Annotated in this window: 16 protein-coding genes; 15 read left to right on the top strand and 1 reads right to left on the bottom strand. The window is 42.6% G+C overall.

Features of this window, described 5'->3' with window-relative positions; genetic code table 11:
- Positions 1-3 precede the first annotated feature (3 nt).
- From WBM98_RS11180 to WBM98_RS11130, 11 genes are all read left to right on the top strand, one after another.
- Positions 4-1,242 carry an ABC transporter permease gene (locus tag WBM98_RS11180; protein ID WP_424366100.1) on the top strand — a complete coding sequence of 413 codons (1,239 nt, stop codon included), beginning with the start codon at positions 4-6 and terminating at the stop codon, positions 1,240-1,242.
- Positions 1,243-1,307: 65 nt separating this feature from the next.
- Entirely contained in the window at positions 1,308-2,702 is a 1,395-nt protein-coding gene (locus WBM98_RS11175) for a CotH kinase family protein (RefSeq protein ID WP_424366099.1), read from the top strand.
- 198 nt (positions 2,703-2,900) lie between these two features.
- Positions 2,901-3,695, top strand: a complete 795-nt coding sequence (locus tag WBM98_RS11170) for an aldose 1-epimerase (protein ID WP_424366098.1) — start codon at positions 2,901-2,903, stop codon at positions 3,693-3,695.
- Complete coding sequence (locus tag WBM98_RS11165) at positions 3,676-4,269, top strand: DinB family protein (protein WP_424366097.1); 594 nt, start codon at positions 3,676-3,678, stop codon at positions 4,267-4,269. Before WBM98_RS11170 ends, WBM98_RS11165 begins: the two co-directional genes overlap by 20 nt.
- A gap of 2 nt (positions 4,270-4,271) precedes the next feature.
- Positions 4,272-4,727: a GNAT family N-acetyltransferase gene (locus WBM98_RS11160; RefSeq protein ID WP_424366096.1), complete on the top strand. Its 456-nt coding sequence runs from the start codon at positions 4,272-4,274 to the stop codon at positions 4,725-4,727.
- Positions 4,728-4,911: 184 nt separating this feature from the next.
- Positions 4,912-6,732 carry a hypothetical protein gene (locus tag WBM98_RS11155; protein ID WP_424366095.1) on the top strand — a complete coding sequence of 607 codons (1,821 nt, stop codon included), beginning with the start codon at positions 4,912-4,914 and terminating at the stop codon, positions 6,730-6,732.
- 265 nt (positions 6,733-6,997) lie between these two features.
- A complete protein-coding gene (locus tag WBM98_RS11150) occupies positions 6,998-8,719 on the top strand; it encodes a SulP family inorganic anion transporter (protein ID WP_424366094.1) in 1,722 nt (573 codons plus the stop codon).
- Between the two features lie 70 nt (positions 8,720-8,789).
- Entirely contained in the window at positions 8,790-10,202 is a 1,413-nt protein-coding gene (locus WBM98_RS11145) for an MBL fold metallo-hydrolase (RefSeq protein WP_424366093.1), read from the top strand.
- A 105-nt stretch (positions 10,203-10,307) separates the two neighbouring features.
- A complete protein-coding gene (locus WBM98_RS11140) occupies positions 10,308-10,514 on the top strand; it encodes a YgaP family membrane protein (RefSeq protein ID WP_424366092.1) in 207 nt (68 codons plus the stop codon).
- Positions 10,515-10,907: 393 nt separating this feature from the next.
- Complete coding sequence (locus tag WBM98_RS11135) at positions 10,908-11,039, top strand: hypothetical protein (protein ID WP_424366091.1); 132 nt, start codon at positions 10,908-10,910, stop codon at positions 11,037-11,039.
- A 160-nt stretch (positions 11,040-11,199) separates the two neighbouring features.
- The gene (locus WBM98_RS11130) at positions 11,200-11,382 is read left to right on the top strand and encodes a hypothetical protein (protein WP_424366090.1); all 183 of its coding nucleotides are present in this window, start codon (positions 11,200-11,202) and stop codon (positions 11,380-11,382) included.
- Between the two features lie 97 nt (positions 11,383-11,479).
- On the opposite strand, the gene WBM98_RS11125 is transcribed toward WBM98_RS11130, so the two are convergent.
- Positions 11,480-12,865 (bottom strand): exonuclease domain-containing protein, encoded by a 1,386-nt coding sequence (locus tag WBM98_RS11125; protein WP_424366128.1) that lies wholly within the window; start codon positions 12,863-12,865, stop codon positions 11,480-11,482.
- Positions 12,866-13,127: 262 nt separating this feature from the next.
- Between WBM98_RS11125 and WBM98_RS11120 the strand changes: the two genes are divergently transcribed.
- The 4 genes from WBM98_RS11120 to WBM98_RS11105 all read left to right on the top strand — a co-directional run.
- Positions 13,128-14,735 carry a sulfatase family protein gene (locus WBM98_RS11120; protein WP_424366089.1) on the top strand — a complete coding sequence of 536 codons (1,608 nt, stop codon included), beginning with the start codon at positions 13,128-13,130 and terminating at the stop codon, positions 14,733-14,735.
- Entirely contained in the window at positions 14,732-16,141 is a 1,410-nt protein-coding gene (locus WBM98_RS11115; protein ID WP_424366088.1) for a sialate O-acetylesterase, read from the top strand. The genes WBM98_RS11120 and WBM98_RS11115 overlap by 4 nt, the downstream gene beginning before the upstream one ends.
- A gap of 18 nt (positions 16,142-16,159) precedes the next feature.
- Positions 16,160-18,520 (top strand): glycoside hydrolase family 95 protein, encoded by a 2,361-nt coding sequence (locus WBM98_RS11110; RefSeq protein WP_424366087.1) that lies wholly within the window; start codon positions 16,160-16,162, stop codon positions 18,518-18,520.
- 265 nt (positions 18,521-18,785) lie between these two features.
- The coding region (locus tag WBM98_RS11105) for an alpha-L-fucosidase (RefSeq protein WP_424366086.1) at positions 18,786-19,580 on the top strand (795 nt) is incomplete at its 3' end.

Here is a 19,580-nt window from a genome sequence, read left to right as displayed (position 1 = left end):
AATTTGAATTTAGAATATTTTATAGCCAAACGACTTATTAAAGGGGCGGCCCATAAAATCAGTATATCCGCACCGATAATAAAAATAGCCATAGCAGCCATAGCCATTAGCGTTTTTATGATGCTGATCGCCATTGCCACCGGCGTTGGACTCAAGCACAAGATACGTGAAAAAGTTGCTGCTTTTAATGGGCATATTCAAATTTATAATTATGATAACAATACCTCGGACATTTCCGTGGTTCCGGTTTCAAAAGAACAGGATTTTTACCCTGATTTCAAGACTGTTGATGGTATCGTGCACGTGCAGGCCGTGGCCACCAAAGGGGGTATAATCCGTACGGAGGATACCTTTGAGGGTTTTATTGCAAAGGGGGTTGGTGCCGATTATAATTGGGAGGTTTTGAGGGAATACCTGGTCGAGGGCACCTTGCCTGATTATTCCGGCGCATTGAATACCGAAGTAATGCTGTCAAGATTAATGGCCAATAGGTTGCAATTAAAGGTCGGGGACACCTTTTCGGCGTTTTTCCCGAAAGAGGAAGATCCCCTAAAACCGAATCAAAGAAAATTTTTGGTCGTTGGTATTTATGATAGCGGTTTTGAGGAAATTGATAGCATGTACGTTTTTGTCGATATTCGACATATTCAACGCATGAATAAATGGGAGGAAAACCAAGTGGGTAATTTCGAGGTTTTTCTTAACGGATTTGACGATTTGGAGCAAAAGAATCGGGAGATTTATGGCACCATTCTTTCAACTTTGGATACTCAAACGATCACTGATAAGTATTATAAGATTTTTGAATGGATCGGGCTTTTCGACTTCAATATTGCCTTGATTATAGGCATTATGATCATTGTTGGAGGTATTAATATGATTACGGCCCTTTTGGTATTGATCCTTGAACGTACCCAGATGATCGGTATCTTGAAGGCTTTGGGTTCCGTAAATTGGAGTATTAGAAAGATATTTCTGTATAATGCCGCCTATTTGATTGCCATTGGACTCTTTTGGGGCAATCTATTGGGATTGGGATTTGTTTGGATCCAAGGAAAGTACCGCCTCCTGAAATTTCCAAACCCACAGGAGTATTATATGGAGTATATTCCTGTACATATTGATGTTGTTACGGTGGTTTTGTTGAACCTTGGCGTATTGATTTTATGTTTGTTGATGCTTTTGGTTCCTTCCTACATCATTACAAGGATCAGTCCGGTAAAAGCGATAAAATTTGAATGAGGACCATGTGTCAAATAAAAAAAAGATTGGTAAAGAAATAATAGCTTCGATTAAATTATACGCATATGAAAATACTTTCCCGTCATTTTTCTTCCTTGGTTTCCCCTGTTCCGTTGTTGATTTTACTCTTACTGGCTTCGGCCTGTAACAAAGATGAGGCAAAGACGGAAAAGGAAAAGGAAAAAATAACCATAGCGGATGCCGATAGAATACCGCTTATCACGATCAATACCAATGGGACAAAAATTCCGGATGAACCGAAAATCGATGCGCAGGTCACAGTCTTGGAGAAAGGTGAAGAAACCTTTACGGGCCTGATTGGTGTGGAGATACGGGGATCATCCTCCCAGATGTTTCCAAAAAAATCCTATGGCTTCGAAACGAGGGATGCCAATAATGAGGATATCGATGTGCCCTTTCTTGGTTTTCCCGAGGAAGAAGACTGGATTCTCTATGCGCCCTATAGCGATAAGAGTTTGGTGCGCAACAAATTGATTTTCGACCTTGCAAGGGATTTAGGAGGGTATGCCAGTCGCACTGAATTTGTCGAATTGAATATAAATGATGCCTATTTGGGTGTTTATGTAGTAATGGAGAAAATAAAACGGGATGATTTCCGGGTCAATATCAACAAATTGAAAATCGATGAAAATACAGGGGAAGACCTTACTGGTGGGTATATTTTAAAAATCGATAAAACCACTGGGATTTCTGGTGGGGCATTGAACGAACTAAATTCATTTACTTCCCCATATCCACCGAGTAACGCCACCATGAACCAGACGATTGCATTTCAATATGAAGAACCGAAACCCGAGGATATCACAGCGGAACAACGAACCTATATTTCGGAGTATGTGACCCAATTTGAGAATGCCCTGGCCAGTGACGATTTTATGGACCCTGAGGTGGGGTACAATGCCTTTATCGATGTGGATAGTTTTATCGATTTTTTCCTCTTGAACGAACTTTCCAATAATGTGGATGGCTATCGCCTGAGTACGTTTTTGTATAAGGACAAAAATGAAAAACTCAATATGGGACCTATTTGGGATTTCAATCTCGCCTTTGGCAATGCGGATTACTGTGGTGGTGGGGATTATGATGTTTGGGCCTATAGGTTTAACCAACGCTGTTCTGAGGATTATTGGCAAGTTCCCTTTTGGTGGGATAGGTTCTTGGAGGACCCGTCATTTGTAGCTAAAGTCAAGACCCGTTGGTCTGCATTACGGGCCGGGGTATTCGCCGAAGGAGCTATACTGGCCAAAGTCGATGGCTATATCACCACGTTGGATAAGGCCGGCGCCTTGGACACTAATTTTGAGACTTGGGATGTTTTGGGGATTTATATTTGGCCCAACAACTATATTGGTGAAAGTCATGCGGATGAAATGGACTATCTAAAAAGCTGGATAGGCAATCGCTTGGATTGGTTGGATCAAGCGATAGGAGATCTGTAATTCTTTGCCATGGGTGTTAGATTGATTTCGTCAAGGGAATATGGAACACCTATTTATAAAAGGATTTTATACATTTAGACATTAGACATTAGACATTAGACATTAGACATTAGACTTTGTACTTTTTATTCTAGCATCTAGCGTCTAACATCTAGCATCGTTCACTATATATAGACCAGTCAACTTATGCAACACAATATGATACATCTTTCTAAGGATAATCAAAAGGCAACCCTTGACAAGGGGGAATTGGTCGGGTATAGGGTTGGGGGCCATGAGTACATCCATCAAAAAGGGAGTCCGGGTTGGCGCAGTTCCGATACCGAAATGTTTCCGATTATTGGACCCACGGCAGGTGCCGATTTCGAGGTGAAAACACCTCGAGGTAAGGCGCTTCAAGACCAACATGGACTTTTAAGGGAGCTTGGGTATGAACTTGTGGGACATTCAGAACTTCATGCTGTTTTTCAAAAGAAGTACATGGCGAATACGCGTATAAAAAACTCCAAATTTCCAGATGCTTCCTCAGTTGAAACATTGTTTTGGCCTTATACCTTCACAGTTGAAAAACACGTGCAACTCGATGAAAATGGACTGACAATAACCTTTAAGATTTCAGGGGAGCTGGGGATGCCCTTTATGTTGGGGTATCATCCTGCCTTTAAATTACAGAGTGAAAATACGGTTGTCGAAGCCAAGGGCAGTAGCATAACGATTCCCGAAATACTAGCGGTGGGTAGTAGGGCCATGGAAATTGCCGATTGCCAATCGATTAGGTTGAAGGATACGAAACACCTAACGATCACGACCGAAGGGTTCGGTAATTTCATGCTTTGGACAGAAGTGCCCAACATGCTTTGTATTGAACCCATAACGTTTTATCCCTATGCCGTGGAACAGGATAGGCTTGACAAAGGGTTCATGCATTTAGACCATCAAAATACGCGTTTTATGATACATTTATATCCCAACAATGACAAAGATCTATATTAGTTATATCCTCTTAATTACAGCCATAGCTGTGAGCGCACAAGAAACCATGAAAAAAGAACTGCCCTATTACGAAATACCCGAAGCCCCATCTGCATATACCGCAGTAACGGTAACTGCTAGAATGATCGATGGTCTCGGATTTCGTTATTACTGGGCAACAGAAGGGCTTAACGTGGAGGATTTGAAATATAGGCCAAGTACGGAGGGCAGAAGTATTGCCGAAACCATGGAACATGTTTATGGCTTATCCGTAATAATACTTAATGCAGCAAAGAAAATGCCCAATGACCGAACGGTGGCACATGAACAGCCGGCGGGGAAAGAATTGCGTGCCATCACACTGACAAATTTTAAAAATGCCAGTGAATTGATCAAGGCCTCCGATGATTTGTCCCAGCATACCATGATATTCAAAAGTGAAAAGGGGACCTCTGAATTTCCATTTTGGAACCAGATCAACGGACCCATAGAGGATGCGGTTTGGCATACGGGCCAAATCGTATTGATGCGGCGTTCTGCAGGGAATCCGTATAATTCAAAAGCAAATGTCCTATTAGGTAAGGTTAGGGAGTAGCTATGGTTGAAATAGTAAGAACCAATTCAAAGAACAGCGATTTTAAGGCCCTTGTACGGTTGCTCGATGCCGATTTGGCCGAAAGGGATGGTGAAGACCATGCTTTTTATGATCAGTTCAATAAGATCCAAAACATTGCTTATACCATCGTACTTTTCGAAAATGGAAAAGCACAAGGTTGTGGGGCCATTAAGGAAATCGATTCAAAAGTGATGGAAGTCAAACGAATGTTTACCTTACCTGAAAGTCGGGGTAAGGGTTTTGCCAGCAGAATATTGACCGAGTTGGAAACATGGGCCGCGGAGATGGGTTATACCACGTGTATGCTAGAAACAGGCAAAAGGCAACCTGAGGCGATTTCCCTTTATGTTAAAAATGGGTATCGGTCCATTGCAAATTATGGGCAATACAAGGGGGTGGAAAATAGTGTCTGTTTCAAGAAATCACTGCGCCAATGAATCTTCGGCAAGGCTTATTTTGGGCGGTCCCCTGCTGGTCATTTTGCTTTATTGCCACTGAAACCTGTTAAAGTCTACGGTCATACTGTTTATTCGAACCCAATTGTCGGTTTTTTTGTAACTTTGCGAATTCATTTAACCCCTTGGGAATAGTTTCGGAAACTTCCAAGGCAATTAGTGTACTATGACAAATAAACACACATTCCATATCCCTGTAATGGGCATTGGATTTACGGCAGATACCCCTCTTAAAGTCGCCCAATATGGCATGGATTCGGTAATCTCCCTCGTTGATGATATTCTTCTTGAGAAGTTACGGAAAATGTATTGCGAGTTATATGAGATTCCCTATAAGGAAATTACGGATAAAATCGAGGATTTTAGGGCAAAACGAATCACTTCCTATCTCAATTTGATCAACAGTTTGGCGGAGCGAAAATTTGAGGAGTTAAAAGATACCACGATCAATAAAGGCAACGAACTGAAGGAATACATTAGCATGTTGCCCGATGGAAATTCCATAAAAAAGGAATTCAAGAACCTGTCGGATAAGTATATGAACCTTAATGAAGCCGGCAACTGGATAAAGGATCAATTAAGCCTCGGAAGCATTGATGTGAATATAATGACCAAGGTAGATAAAGTGAATTATTCGAAAGGTAAAAAACTGCCATCCGAATACAATGATGCCCATGCAGCCCTAAGGGGTTTTGCACAAAGTGACCTAAAGTCATCCGTAATCCTTTCAGCGGGTATGAACCCCAGATTATATGGATATATGGAGCAATTTGAGGATTTCTATCCCGATGGGAATGGGGATTTGAAAAAGAAGATCGTTTTAAAGGTGAGCGATTTTCGCTCTGCATCCATCCAAGGGAAGTACTTGGCTAAAAAAGGACTATGGGTATCGGAATATCGTGTTGAGTCTGGACTGAATTGTGGTGGTCATGCCTTTGCAAGTGATGGTTATCTTCTAGGTCCCGTACTTGAGGAATTCAAAGAAAAAAGGGAAGAATTGATCACGTCGACTTATGAAATTCTGGTGCAATCACTAGAGGTCAAAAATCGCCCAATACCCAAAACCGTTTTACCACTGAGGATAACAGCCCAAGGTGGGGTTGGCACCGCTGAGGAACATCAGTTTTTAATTGATACCTACGAATTGGATTCCGTAGGTTGGGGCACTCCTTTTCTCTTAGTGCCCGAAGCCACCACGGTTGATAACCCTACCTTGGAAAAATTGATGGGTGCGACCGAGAAAGATCTGTACCTAAGCAATATCTCCCCATTAGGGGTACCCTTCAATAGTTTAAAAGGGAATACCAAGGATGAGGAAAAAAACGCATGGATCGCCCAGGGAAGACCGGGTAGTCCCTGTCCGCGAAAATTCGTTTCGTTGAACAATGAATTTACAGAAAAGGACATTTGCGTGGCTTCGCGACAATATCAGCACTTGAAATTAAAGCAATTGGATTCTTTGGGATTGCCCGAAAAGCAACACCAAGCACAATATTCCAAAATAGTCGATAAATCCTGTATTTGCGTTGGCTTGGGAACCTCCGTGCTATTGGCGAACAATTTGGATACACGGGTAGAAGGCACAGGGGTCTCCATCTGTCCTGGACCCAATATGGCTTATTTTTCAAAATTGATGAGCCTTAAAGAGATCACCGACCATATCTATGGAAGGGGCAATGTGATTTCAAGAGTCGATCGTCCAAATATGTTCGTTAAAGAACTTATGCTCTATATAGATTATTTGGAAAATAAAATAGAGGAACTAAAGGATACCTTCAATAAAAAACAAGAAAGCTACTTGACGACCTTTGCCAACAACTTGAACCAAGGTATCGCCTATTACGAGTCCTTGTTCAATTCTTCGAAGGAAGCCTTCAGGGAAACTAAGGATTTGATCATGAGTGAATTGGAAGTGAATAAGAAAAAAATACAGCTTTTGCATTTAGAAATCGGACAACTTGTTGAATTCAATGCGATAAGCACATAGGCCGTGGTGTTACGGTGTGGTGTTTGAAAACAACTTGGGAACCTTTCTTTTTACTAAATTGACTTCGATCAATGACCTATCGGGCAAATGAACTTTGAAGGTAACCGTATTGGTAACGGTTCGCTTACAAGGTTTCCATAGGGTCGGAATAATCCAATAAACCATAACCTTGCCCATTTGACTTAAAGGACTGTAAAAAAATAATCGCTTTTGTCGTTGTATGATTTTTACAGTGAATAACGCTCGATTTGATTAATTTTGACAAATGCGAAAGTTTTTCCCCTTTATAGATTGGATTTCCAATTACAATAAAAGGTTCTTGTTAAATGACATGTTAGCCGGACTAACCGTGGGTATTGTTCTTATTCCACAAGGAATGGCCTATGCCATGGTGGCCGGACTTCCGCCCGTATATGGGTTATATGCCTCGGTTTTTCCACTTTTGGTATATCTCTTTTTAGGTACCTCCAGACAAGTGGCGATTGGACCGGTCGCCATGGATTCCTTATTGGTGGCTACCGGTTTGGGTGCCTTGGCCATAACCGGGATTGAAAATTACATTGCCATGGCCATCTTTTTGGCTTTTATGGTGGGGTCGATCCAATTTATACTGGGGCTGTTGCGAATGGGTTTTTTGGTCAATTTCCTATCAAGGCCGGTAATCAGTGGTTTTACCTCTGGCGTGGCCTTTGTAATCATTTTCAGTCAATTAAAACATCTATTGGGGATAGAGATGGAAAATAGTAGTAAGTTCCATGAATTGGCACTTAATGTCATCGGGAAGCTCGGGGGTACGAACATCTATGACCTGGCTCTTGGTACGGCCGGTATTGTGGTCATTGTACTTCTTAAAAAATGGAACAAAAAAATACCATCGGTATTAGTAGTGGTGATATTGGGAATCTTGGCGGTATACTTTTTTGACCTACAGCACTACGGAGTTGCAATTGTGGGTGAAATTCCCCAAGGGCTCCCTAACTTCAAAGTCCCCGAATTCGATATACAGAAAGGTATTGCCCTTTGGCCTATGGCCTTGACATTGGCTTTGGTCGGTTATCTGGAGATGATTTCGATTGGCAAGTCGATCGAAGAAAAAACCAAGGAAGATCGTATCGATGCCAATCAGGAACTCATTGCGTTGGGCACCTCGAATATGGTGGGTTCGTTCTTTCATTCGTATCCGGTAACTGCGAGCTTTTCACGCTCTGCGATCAGTAAGGATGCCGGGGGCAAAACGAATGGTTTTGCACTGTTCAGTGTAGTTATGGTGGTCATTACCCTGTTGTTTTTGACCCCATTGTTCTATTATTTACCCAATGCGGTCCTGGCGAGTATTATCATGGTTTCGGTGTACGGTTTAATTGATTTTGCCTATCCCAAAACATTGTTTAAATTTAGAAAGGATGAATATGGCGTGTTGATGCTCACTTTTTTGATTACCCTATTTGTTGGGATTAAGGAAGGGGTGCTCATAGGGGTTCTTATTTCCTTGTTGCTGATGGTGTACCGTATCTCCAAACCCCATTATGCGGTTTTGGGAAAAGTGAGGGGGTCTGAATATTATAAGAATATCAGCCGATTTGGGGAGGATATAGAACAACGGGATGACCTGCTGATCATACGCTTTGATTCACAACTGTTTTTTGGAAATAAGAATTATTTCAAGAAAAAATTACTTAAGGAGGTCAATGCAAAGGGTCCGTCCTTAAAAGGGGTCATCCTGAATGCCGAACCGATCAATTACATCGATTCAACGGCTGCAAGTATGCTGATATCCGTAATCGGGGAATTGCATAATCGGAATATTCAGTTTTATATTGTGGGTGCCATCGGGCCCACAAGGGATATCATTTTCAATAGTGGTATCGCGGAGGTATTGGGTAAGGATTTTCTTTATGTTCGTACAAAGGAAGCTGTGGCCTGTTTTGATGATCCCAACAACATAGGGGATACCTGTCAAAAAGTAGCCCATCAGCGGAAAACATAAGCGTAACTATTGTTACTGAAGATAGGACCCTCAAGCCTTACTTTTGAACAAATATTAGAATTGGAAGAAGATGAACATTGAACAGATTTATACAGGATGTTTGGCCCAAGGGGCCTATTATATCGAAAGCAAGGGAGAAGCTGCTATTATTGATCCCTTGCGGGAGGTAGAGCCCTATATTCAAAGGGCCAAGGCTGACAACGCTAAGATCAAGTATATTTTCGAGACCCATTTTCATGCCGATTTTGTAAGTGGGCATGTCACCTTGGCTAAAATGACCGGGGCGTCCATTGTTTACGGGCCTATGGCCAATCCTACTTTTGATGCAATTATTGCGGCTGATAACCAGGAATTCAAACTCGGGGATCTAACAATCAAAGTGCTGCATACTCCCGGGCATACCATGGAGAGTACTACCTATCTTTTAAAGGATAAGGAGGGTAGGGACCATGCCATTTTTTCGGGGGACACCTTATTCTTAGGCGATGTAGGTCGACCAGATTTGGCGCAAAAAGCGGCCGATATGACCAAAGAGGATTTAGCGGGTATTTTGTTTGATAGTCTACGCACTAAAATAATGCCGTTGGCAGATGATGTTATCGTCTATCCTGCCCATGGTGCAGGATCGGCCTGTGGCAAGAACATGATGAAGGAAACTGTCGATTCTTTGGGGAATCAGAAAAAGATGAATTATGCCTTACGTCCCGATATGACCAAGCAAGAGTTCATTGCGGAAGTGACCGAAGGGTTGTTGCCACCTCCAAAATATTTTCCTTTGAACGTAAAAATGAACAAAGAAGGGTATGAGGATATTGGGGACGTCCTCGAACGTGGGAATACGGCTATGGACCCTGAAGCCTTTGAAACCGCCGCAAACGAAACCGGTGCCGTGGTCTTGGATGTCAGGCATCAGGATGAATTTGTAAAAGGCCATATACCACAATCCATTTTCATAGGTTTAAATGGTGATTTCGCACCTTGGGTGGGGGCGTTGATCGCCGATGTAAAACAACCTATTTTATTGGTGGCCCCCGTGGGTAAGGAAAATGAGGCTGTAATCCGTTTGTCACGGGTAGGCTTTGATGGTACCCTTGGCTTTTTGAAAGGAGGATTCGAAGCTTGGAAAGATGCTGGGAAAGATTATGATAATATCACGGCGGTCGTTGCGGATGAGGTAAGCGAGGAAATCAATGCGAACAAGGTGCCGTTATACGATGTTCGTAAGGAAAATGAATACATGAAAGAACACGTGGTCAACGCCATCAATATACCCTTGGATTTTTTAAATGATCACTTTATGGAATTTCCAAAAAATAAAATATTCTTATTACATTGCGAAGGTGGTTACCGTTCCGTCATAGCCGCCTCGATCTTAAAGGCGAGGGGTATTCATAATTTGATCGATATATCCGAAGGATTTTCGGCCATTAAGGAATCGGGAATCAAAGTAACTGATTATGTGTGCCCAACCACTTTGAAATGAGTTTATCAAAGACGTTAAAAATTGCAATGGCTTGTTTGTTATGCCTATCACTCATTACAATAATGGTGATGACCATTGAGTATTTAGTTACCTAATTACGATGTTATGAAACAAAATATGGGGGGTACGGATAAACTCATTCGTGTGCTTGTGGCATTGGTCGCAGGACTTCTGGTTTATTTCAATGTGGTCGAAGATACCTTGGCCTACTTGTTATTGGCCATAGCTGCAATTTTCGTACTCACGAGCTTGGTTGGTTTTTGCCCTTTATATGGGATTCTGGGTATAGACAGCTGTAGTAAGAAAGGATAGTTGATCGGTTTCATTGGTTTTGCCTCGAAGATCAGGGGTGCAATGCCATATATGGAAGCGGTGTAACAGGAGTTTAAAGTCAGAAATCAGAAGCCAGTAGTCAGTTTTAAGTAGTCAGTAATCAGTAATCAGAAGTACAAAGTCCGAAGTAAAAAGTTCAAAGTCTAGCATCGAGTCTCTAACGTCTTCTATCAGTCATCCGTCTTCGGTCTTCGGTCTCCTTGCCCCTGTCAACCAACAACCAACAACTATCAACCAACAACTATAAACACTATAGGTTAAAAATAACGATAAGACCATACTTTATTTGTTGATTTAGGTCATTCCTGACTTTTATCATATTTTGAAATTGTCTGACATTCTATTTTTACTTTTTGATAAAATCTTAATACAATGGCATACATACTACCTTTGGTAAATTGGAGCAACGGAATTATTATGATCGGTGTTTTTGGTGCTGTCGTGCTAGGGCTGGTCATCACTCTACTTATTTTTATGAATAGCGGCAAAAAGGACAAAAACTAAAACATACCCTTTGTTTCCGGTCTGCTTGGCAGGGTTGGATTGCCACACCTTGAATATTCATGGCGACGGTTTTGAACTTTTGACCCCATTTCCCCTATTTTTTCAGTATTCCTTATTATTAGCTTTAAATACTTATATTTAAATCGTAATATTACTTGTAATGATGAAGAATTTTATTGAGCGGATTGGGGTCATGAACGGCATTATGCTGCTCGTTGTTATTTCAATAATTATAGTTTCAGAAGTTATGTTTCTTACCGGGGACAAGTTGGACGCCATATTCATTGCATTCTGGGCACCTACCATTTTGGGTTTTATGAACTATCTAAAATATAGGAAGTAATGGAGTTTATCCTGATTTACTCTATTATCGTATCCATATTTTTTGTGATATGGATCCTCTTTGTTATACGTATGTATAACAAACTGAATGATTGAGTTCAGTTAGCGTCGTAGGTCTCCGTAAACTGCTTTACTTTTTGTGGGTTCCTTGTAAGATAAGATTGAATGATCCGTTCGGTTTCCAAGGTGTTTTTCTGTGGGATCAAATAGGCTTCCAAATCATCGAAGCTACTGATTTGAGTATCCTTATCCACAAAACCATAGCCTTTATAAATTCCATTTTGTAGTAGTACAAAGGCACTTTCACTATATGTCCTTCCTTTCTCCCGAATTAGAAGGCTTTCATTATTATCCCGCATAAAGGAAACGGCCTCCTCCACTTTTTTGTTATAGGCATCCACGGTTTCGTCCCCACGACAAATACCATCGCATTTTTTTATTCGATAGTGTGAACAGGTGTCCACTTTTTCCTGCAAATGACAGAATTTGGCGCATAGCGAAAAGGTTTTGCATACCTCCTCCAAATACAATCTGCAATCCGTTGTATTGTAAAAGATAGCAACAGGATCAGGGGCCTGTTTTATTTTATTGAATGCCAGATGAAAAATACCGTTCCGATCTTCATAGGTGAAGATACCATACCGTTGTACATTTCTTTTTTGCGATCGATTGTATTCCGGGTAATGGTGTTTTATAGCTGTCGATTCCATTAAAAGGGCAACCAGTTCACTTCCAGAGAGCTCAAAGTCGATGTCTGCGGTTATGGCGCACATTTGAATCTCTTTGGTAGCCTTGTCGTAAAAATGGCTCAATACCCTTTTTTTAATATTGATGGCCTTGCCCACATAAATGATCTTGCCCTTGGCATTCTTAAAATAATAGATGCCCGGTGTATTGGGCAAATCATCATAGATATGTTTGGGCAACGCAGGGGGTAAGGTGGTTTCTTGGGAACGGGCATTTAAAAAATGCTTGAAAACGGTTTCAGCACCTTCTATGCGTAAGAGTTTTTGAAATAATAGGGTCGTGGCATGGGCATCACCCCGGGCCCTATGCCTATCGGTCAGAGGAATATCCAAGGCAGAACACAATTTGCCCAGACTGTATGAATTATAGCCGGGAATCAATTTTCGGGACAACCGCACCGTACAGAGTTTTTTTCGGGTATACTCGAGCCCCAAGGATTTAAATTCATTCTTAATGACATTATAATCAAAACCCACACTATGCGCCACAAATATGGTGTCCCTTGTGATTTCGAGAATCTGTTCGGCTATTTCAACCAAGGTAGGGGCATCGCGGACCAAATCATTGTCTATTCCCGTTAATCTGGTAATGAAATAAGGAATCTCACATTCGGGATTGACCAAAGAGGTGAATTCATCCACGATAGCGTATCCATCGTACTTAAAAATGGAGATTTCCGTGATTTTGTTCCCTTTAATACCGTTTCCGGTTGTCTCTATGTCAACTATTGAATACAGATCAATGATTTTTATAAACTGGTTTATTTTATCAAAGTTACTTGAAAATATATTGTTGGGCCATTAAAACACAAATGTCACTTAGGTTTCAATACGTAGCGGAGTAGGTTTTTTCGTCCTTGAACAGACCTGAATTATAAAAATAGGGTATTTATAAAGGCCGAAGATCTAAAGTGCAATCTTTAAGAATATTATAGGGCAGAAATGCAATGATTGCTTATTTTTAAAGTGAATCCCGATAATCAAAGGTGCATACTATATTATGAAGACCATTCCATCGCTTTTTTTACTATTGGTTTCTTTAGGTGTTTTCTTTTTGGGCGGTTGTAAGGAGGCTCCTAAAGCGGTTAAGACAGCCGAACAACTCCCGAATATTATCTATATTTTGGCCGATGATCTTGGGTATGGCGATATCCACGCTTTTAATCCCAATGGAAAAATTGCCACGCCGAATATAGATGCCTTGGCAACAAATGGTATTAAATTCACGGATGCCCATACCTCTTCAGCCGTTTGCACACCCACACGATATGGCATACTGACGGGGCGGTACAACTGGCGAAGCCCGATAAAAAGTGGTGTACTCACCGGAAAATCAAAAGCCTTGATCCCCAAACAAAGAACAACGGTGGCTTCCTTAGTAAAGCGCAAAGGGTATACTACGGCTTTTATCGGAAAATGGCATCTTGGGTGGGACTGGGCCTTTAAGGATTCCACCGATTTTGGGGGTGAAGGATGGAATTTTGAGGATTTTGATACTATGGACTTTGACCAGCCCATAACCAACGGACCCAATGATCTGGGCTTCGATTATGCCTATGGGCACTCCGGATCCTTGGATATGGCACCTTATATTTATATAGAAAATGGCCGGCCAACGGCTCCCGTGGATCGAATTACCGTAGATACAGGGAAGTACACCTGGTGGCGTAAGGGGCCGACAGCTTCTGATTTTATACATGAGGAGGTTACCCCCAACTTTTTCAAAAAAGCAATCTCATATATTGAAGAAAAAGCCATTCAAGACCATCCGTTCTTTCTGTACTTGGCCTTGCCCTCACCCCACACCCCTATAGTACCAACCAAGGAATGGCAGGGTAAAAGTGGCTTGAATCCTTATGGGGATTTTGTGGTTATGATGGATGATTATGTTGGGGAATTGGTAGAAGTACTGGCGCAAAATGAACTAACTGAAAATACTATAGTGATCTTTACAAGCGACAACGGATGCTCCCCACAGGCCGATTTTGAGATTTTAAGGGGGAAAGGCCATGATCCGAGCGGGAATTTTAGGGGCCATAAAGCCGATATTTTCGAAGGGGGACATCGGGTGCCCTTTGTAGTACAATGGCCAAAATATATTGCAGCAAACAGCATTTCGGAAGAAACCATTTGCACAACGGACCTGATGGCTACGCTGGCCGATATCGTTAAGATAGACTTAGGGGACAATGAGGGGGAGGATAGTTATTCAATGTTGCCCATTTTTATGGACTCCAACACCACCGACTTTAAACGGGAAGCGACCGTACACCATTCCATCAATGGTAGTTTCGCTATTCGTAAGGACCAATGGAAAATGATATTTTGCCTTGGCTCCGGGGGTTGGAGCGATCCCAAACCCAACGCTGGGGGGAATGCCGATCTTCCAGTTTTCCAACTCTATGATTTGGCGGTCGACCCAGGGGAACAGACCAATCTCTACGGCAACCATCCCGAAGTGGAACATCAATTACAGCAATTGATGCTTCGATATATCGAAGATGGGCGAAGCACTCCGGGAACAAAACAGGAGAACGACCCTGAAGGTTACGGTTCCAAAGATTGGAAGCAACTCGAAATGTTAAAAGAAAAAATAAATAAAACATGAGAAACCTAAGAAAGTACATTTCCATTGTAATGCTGATTGGCACGGTCCAGATTTGTTCGGCCAAGCTATGGCTTCCTTCGATTCTATCTGATAATATGGTGCTTCAGCAAGAGTCGAATGTGACGATTTGGGGATGGTCCACGGCTACCTCCGATGCCATAACGGTAAAAGGCTCTTGGAACGATGTTCCAGTGACCACTGAGGCCTATCAAGGGGTTTGGTCGGTTAGCCTGCCAACACCTGTTGCAGGGGGTCCGTATACGGTGACCATAGAGGGGCATGAGAAATTGGTGATTAATAACGTGTTGATCGGTGAGGTATGGGTGGCATCAGGACAATCCAATATGGAATGGACCGCCAACTCAAAGATCGTGAACGCTGAGGAAGAAATTTCCAATGCGAAGTATCCGAACATCCGTTTTTTTCATGTTGAAAGACATTTGGCCCAATATCCACAGGATGACACTCCCGGGTTTTGGGTGGAATGTACGCCCCAAACCATGGCGGATTTCAGTGCTATTGCCTATTTTTTTGGAAGGGACATCCATATAAAAACTGGGTTGCCCATAGGGTTGATCAGTTCGAGCTGGGGGGGCACCCCAGTAGAGACCTGGATTCCAGAAGCGGTACTTTCCAAGGATTCCGAATTGATGGAGGCAGCAAAAAAAATCGAACCAAAAAAGTGGTGGCCGAATGAATCTGGATGGGCCTATAACGCCATGATACATCCATTGGTTAATTTCAAGATTGCAGGGTGTATATGGTATCAAGGAGAATCGAACCGGCAAAATGCCACGTCCTATTACAAGTCCTTTCCCTTGTTGATCAAATCATGGCGCGAGGTTTGGGGCAATGAATTCTCCTTCTATTTTGCTCAAATAGCCCCATTCAACTATGACGCTGCCGATGCTTTGGATGCCGCCATTGTCAGGGATGCCCAATTACAGACCCAATTACAGGTTCCCAAGACTGGAATGGCGGTGACCAATGATATTGGAAATCTGGAAGATATACATCCTAAAAATAAACAGGAGGTAGGTCGACGCTTGGCCTTATGGGCTTTGGCCAAGGATTATGGAGTCTCGTCATTGGAGTTTTCGGGACCTGTCTATAAGACGATGGAAATAAACAAGGATAAAATCACACTGCTGTTCGATCATGCCGGTATGGGATTGATGATGAAAGGGAAAAAGCTGACCGATTTTACCGTGGCAGGACCCGATCGGGTCTTTCATCCGGCCAAGGCAAAAATAGTAGGGCAGAAGGTCATCGTTTCGGCAAAAAACGTTAAAGACCCCGTCGCGGTACGATTTGCCTTTACCGATACGGCACAACCCAATTTATACAATGCCGAAGGTCTCCCAGCTTCTGCATTTAGAACGGACGCTTGGGAGTTTCAAGAATAACCCAACCAAACCCAACCAATGAATATGCGATACAGTTCCTTTTTCATTTGTTTCCTTTTATTGCTGACCACTTGTAAAGAGGAAAAAGCAAAATACGCTGATAAACTGTGGTATGACCAACCTGCAGAAGAATGGATGCAGGCCTTACCTGTGGGCAATGGTCGCCTTGGGGCCATGGTTTTTGGCGATCCCAATCATGAACGCATTCAATTGAATGAGGATTCTATGTGGCCAGGTGCACCCGATTGGGGCGATGGGCGGGGTACACCAAAAGATTTGGAAGAAATACGCAAGCTTTTAAAAGAAGGCAGAACAAAGGAAGTTGATAGTTTAATGGTTGAGCGGTTCTCGTATAAAACCATTGTACGTTCCCACCAGACCATGGGGGATCTGTTCATTGATTTTCTAGAGGACAAAAGTTTTGAGAATTATTCCCGTGCGTTGAATTTGGATGATGGCGTGGTAACCGCGACGTATACTTCAGGAGGCCATGAGTATTCCCAGAAAGTCTTCGCTTCACATCCGGATGATGTGTTGGTGGTTGAATTGTCGACCACAAATCCGGAAGGCATGGATTTCAGCATCAAACTCGACCGCCCCAAGGATGAAGGCCGACCAACAGTGACGACGCGAAATCCGTCCAATAATGAAATCAGTATGAAAGGCATGGTGACCCAATTGAACGGAAAAAGGGACTCCAAACCCTTACCGCTTGATTATGGGGTGCAATTTGAGACACGGGTGCGTGTGGAGCGTGAATCAGGGACAATTCGCCCGAACAACGGTCAATTGGTGTTGCAAGGGGTAAAAAGAGCCAAGCTCTTGATCGTAGGGAACACTTCCTTTTATCTTGCCCAACAGTATGAACAAAAGAATACTGAAACCTTGGCCAGAGCCTCAACGAAATCTTTTGAATCCCTTTTAAGAGTCCATATAGAAGACCATGAGCAGTTATACGATCGCGTAGATTTGGATTTAGGAGGAAAGGAGTTGGACAGTCTACCGACCGATCGACGTTTACAACGAATTAAAGATGGTTTTGACGACCCGGATTTGGCGGCCAAATTGTTTCAATACGGACGATATTTATTGATAGCCTCATCACGCCCAGGAACCAATCCTGCGAACCTACAAGGGATTTGGAATGAGCATATCACCGCCCCATGGAATGCCGATTATCATTTGAACATCAACCTACAGATGAATTACTGGCCGGCCGAGGTGACCAATCTAAGCGAATTGCACCAACCCTTCTTTGATTTTTTGGATAAGGTTTTGGAACGTGGAAAAGTAACGGCCCGAAAACAATATGGTATCGAAAGGGGAACCATGTCACATCACGCTTCGGATTTATGGGCAACGCCATTTATGCGGGCCGAACAGGCCTATTGGGGTTCTTGGATCCATGGTGGCGGTTGGGGTGCACAGCACTATTGGGAGCATTACCGATTTACCCAAGACCGGGAATTTTTAAGAACGAGGGCATATCCTACGATGAAGGGTATTGCTGAGTTTTATTTGGATTGGCTGGTATGGGATGAAAAAAGTAGGAGCTGGGTCTCTACGCCTGAGACGTCTCCTGAAAACTCCTATTTTGATGCAGCGGGCAATTCAGCGGCGGTATCCTATGGGAGTGCCATGGGACATCAGATCATTGGGGAAGTGTTCGACAATGTTTTGGAAGCTTCCAAAATTTTAGGAATAGAAGATGATTTTACAAAAGAGGTACGTGCCAAACGGGATAAATTGTTCCCAGGAGTTGTTGTGGGCGCCGATGGAAGGTTGCTGGAATGGAACGAACCTTACGAAGAACCCGAAAAAGGCCATCGACATATGTCACATTTATATGCCTTACACCCTGGGGATGAAATTACTTCGAATACTATGGAAGCGTTTGCAGCAGCTCAAAAGACGATTGATTACCGCTTGCTGCATGGCGGGGCAGGCACGGGTTGGAGCAGGGCTTGGATGATCAATTTGAATGCCCGATTATTGGATGCAACATCCGCCGAGGAAAATATCAAAAAATTCTTCCAGGTTTCAATTGCGGATAATTTATTCGATGAGCATCCCCCCTTTCAAATCGATGGTAATTTTGGATATACCGCTGCAGTGGCGGAGTTGTTGTTGCAATCCCATGAGGGTTTCCTCCGAGTATTGCCCGCACTTCCCTCCCATTGGAAAAATGGTCGTATTACGGGTCTAAAGGCCCGGGGAGACATCGAAGTCGATATCGAATGGAAAGATGGGGTATTATGGCAAGTGGGATTAAGGGCCAACGAAAAAAAATCCATTCGGGTGAAGTATACAGAGAGGGACGTTGAGGTTACTCTACCCAAGAACAAAAAAGTACTTTTGAATGGAAATCTTAGTCGATAAATAATAGTTAAAATTATCTTTGGCGTATTTTGATTGATTTTGGAAGAATGTCAGTTCGAGTGCTTGATTTACCGATTTTTTCATCGGAAATCGAGCGTATCGAGAACGATTTTATGACTGAATTGGTTCTCGATACATTTTTTCTTCATTGCATTCCGAAAAAACACTCGAACTGACTCCTGTAGTCAATACCAAACTATCGAAAAGCACAACAGATTTAAATTGTAATGTTATTATAAAAGGAGCTTAAAGAAATATTAATCGTATGAAAAAACTGATTAGCATAGTCGTACTGTTGACAGGGTTGTTGATGCATGCCCAAAGCCAGGATTCCCTACCCGTCCATCAGCAAAAAATGCAATGGTTCCAAGATGCCAAACTGGGAATATTCATTCATTGGGGATTGTATGCGGTAGACGGCATCGATGAATCCTGGTCATTCTTCAACGGTTATATTTCCCATGAGGATTATCTAAAACAGACCAAGGGTTTCACCGCAAAACACTATGATCCTGTGGCTTGGGCAAATCTGATCAAGGAAAGTGGGGCAAAATATTCGGTCATCACCTCCAAGCATCATGATGGTTTTGCGTTGTGGAACACAAAGTTCGGGGATTTAAATGTGGTAAAAAGTACCCCTGCGAAAAAGGATGTTCTGACCCCCTTTGTGAATGCCCTTCGTAAAAATGACCTAAAAGTCGGCATCTACTTTTCATTGCCCGATTGGTCTTATTCTGATTATACGCATTTTACAAGGGATTCCATACGATACGATATAAAGGACGAACCCCAACGTTGGCAACGATTTTTGGACTATTGCCAAGGACAGTTAAAGGAGCTCTCCGAAAACTATAACCCCGACCTCTATTGGTTCGATGGGGATTGGGAACATACTTCCGAAGAATGGCAAGCCCCAAAGGTGAGACAGTTATTGCTCGATAAGAATCCCAACACCATTTTGAATTCAAGGCTTAATGATCAAGGGGACTACGCCACCCCGGAACAGGGTATGCCCATCACCAGGCCCAAAAGCACCTACTGGGAACTGTGTATGACCATG

Origin of the sequence: Maribacter sp. (assembly GCF_049667165.1) — a bacterium.
Taxonomy (GTDB): Bacteria; Bacteroidota; Bacteroidia; order Flavobacteriales; family Flavobacteriaceae; genus Maribacter_A.
The sequence above is the reverse complement of the archived record's forward strand: the minus strand, read 5'-3'. Positions and strand labels throughout refer to the sequence as shown.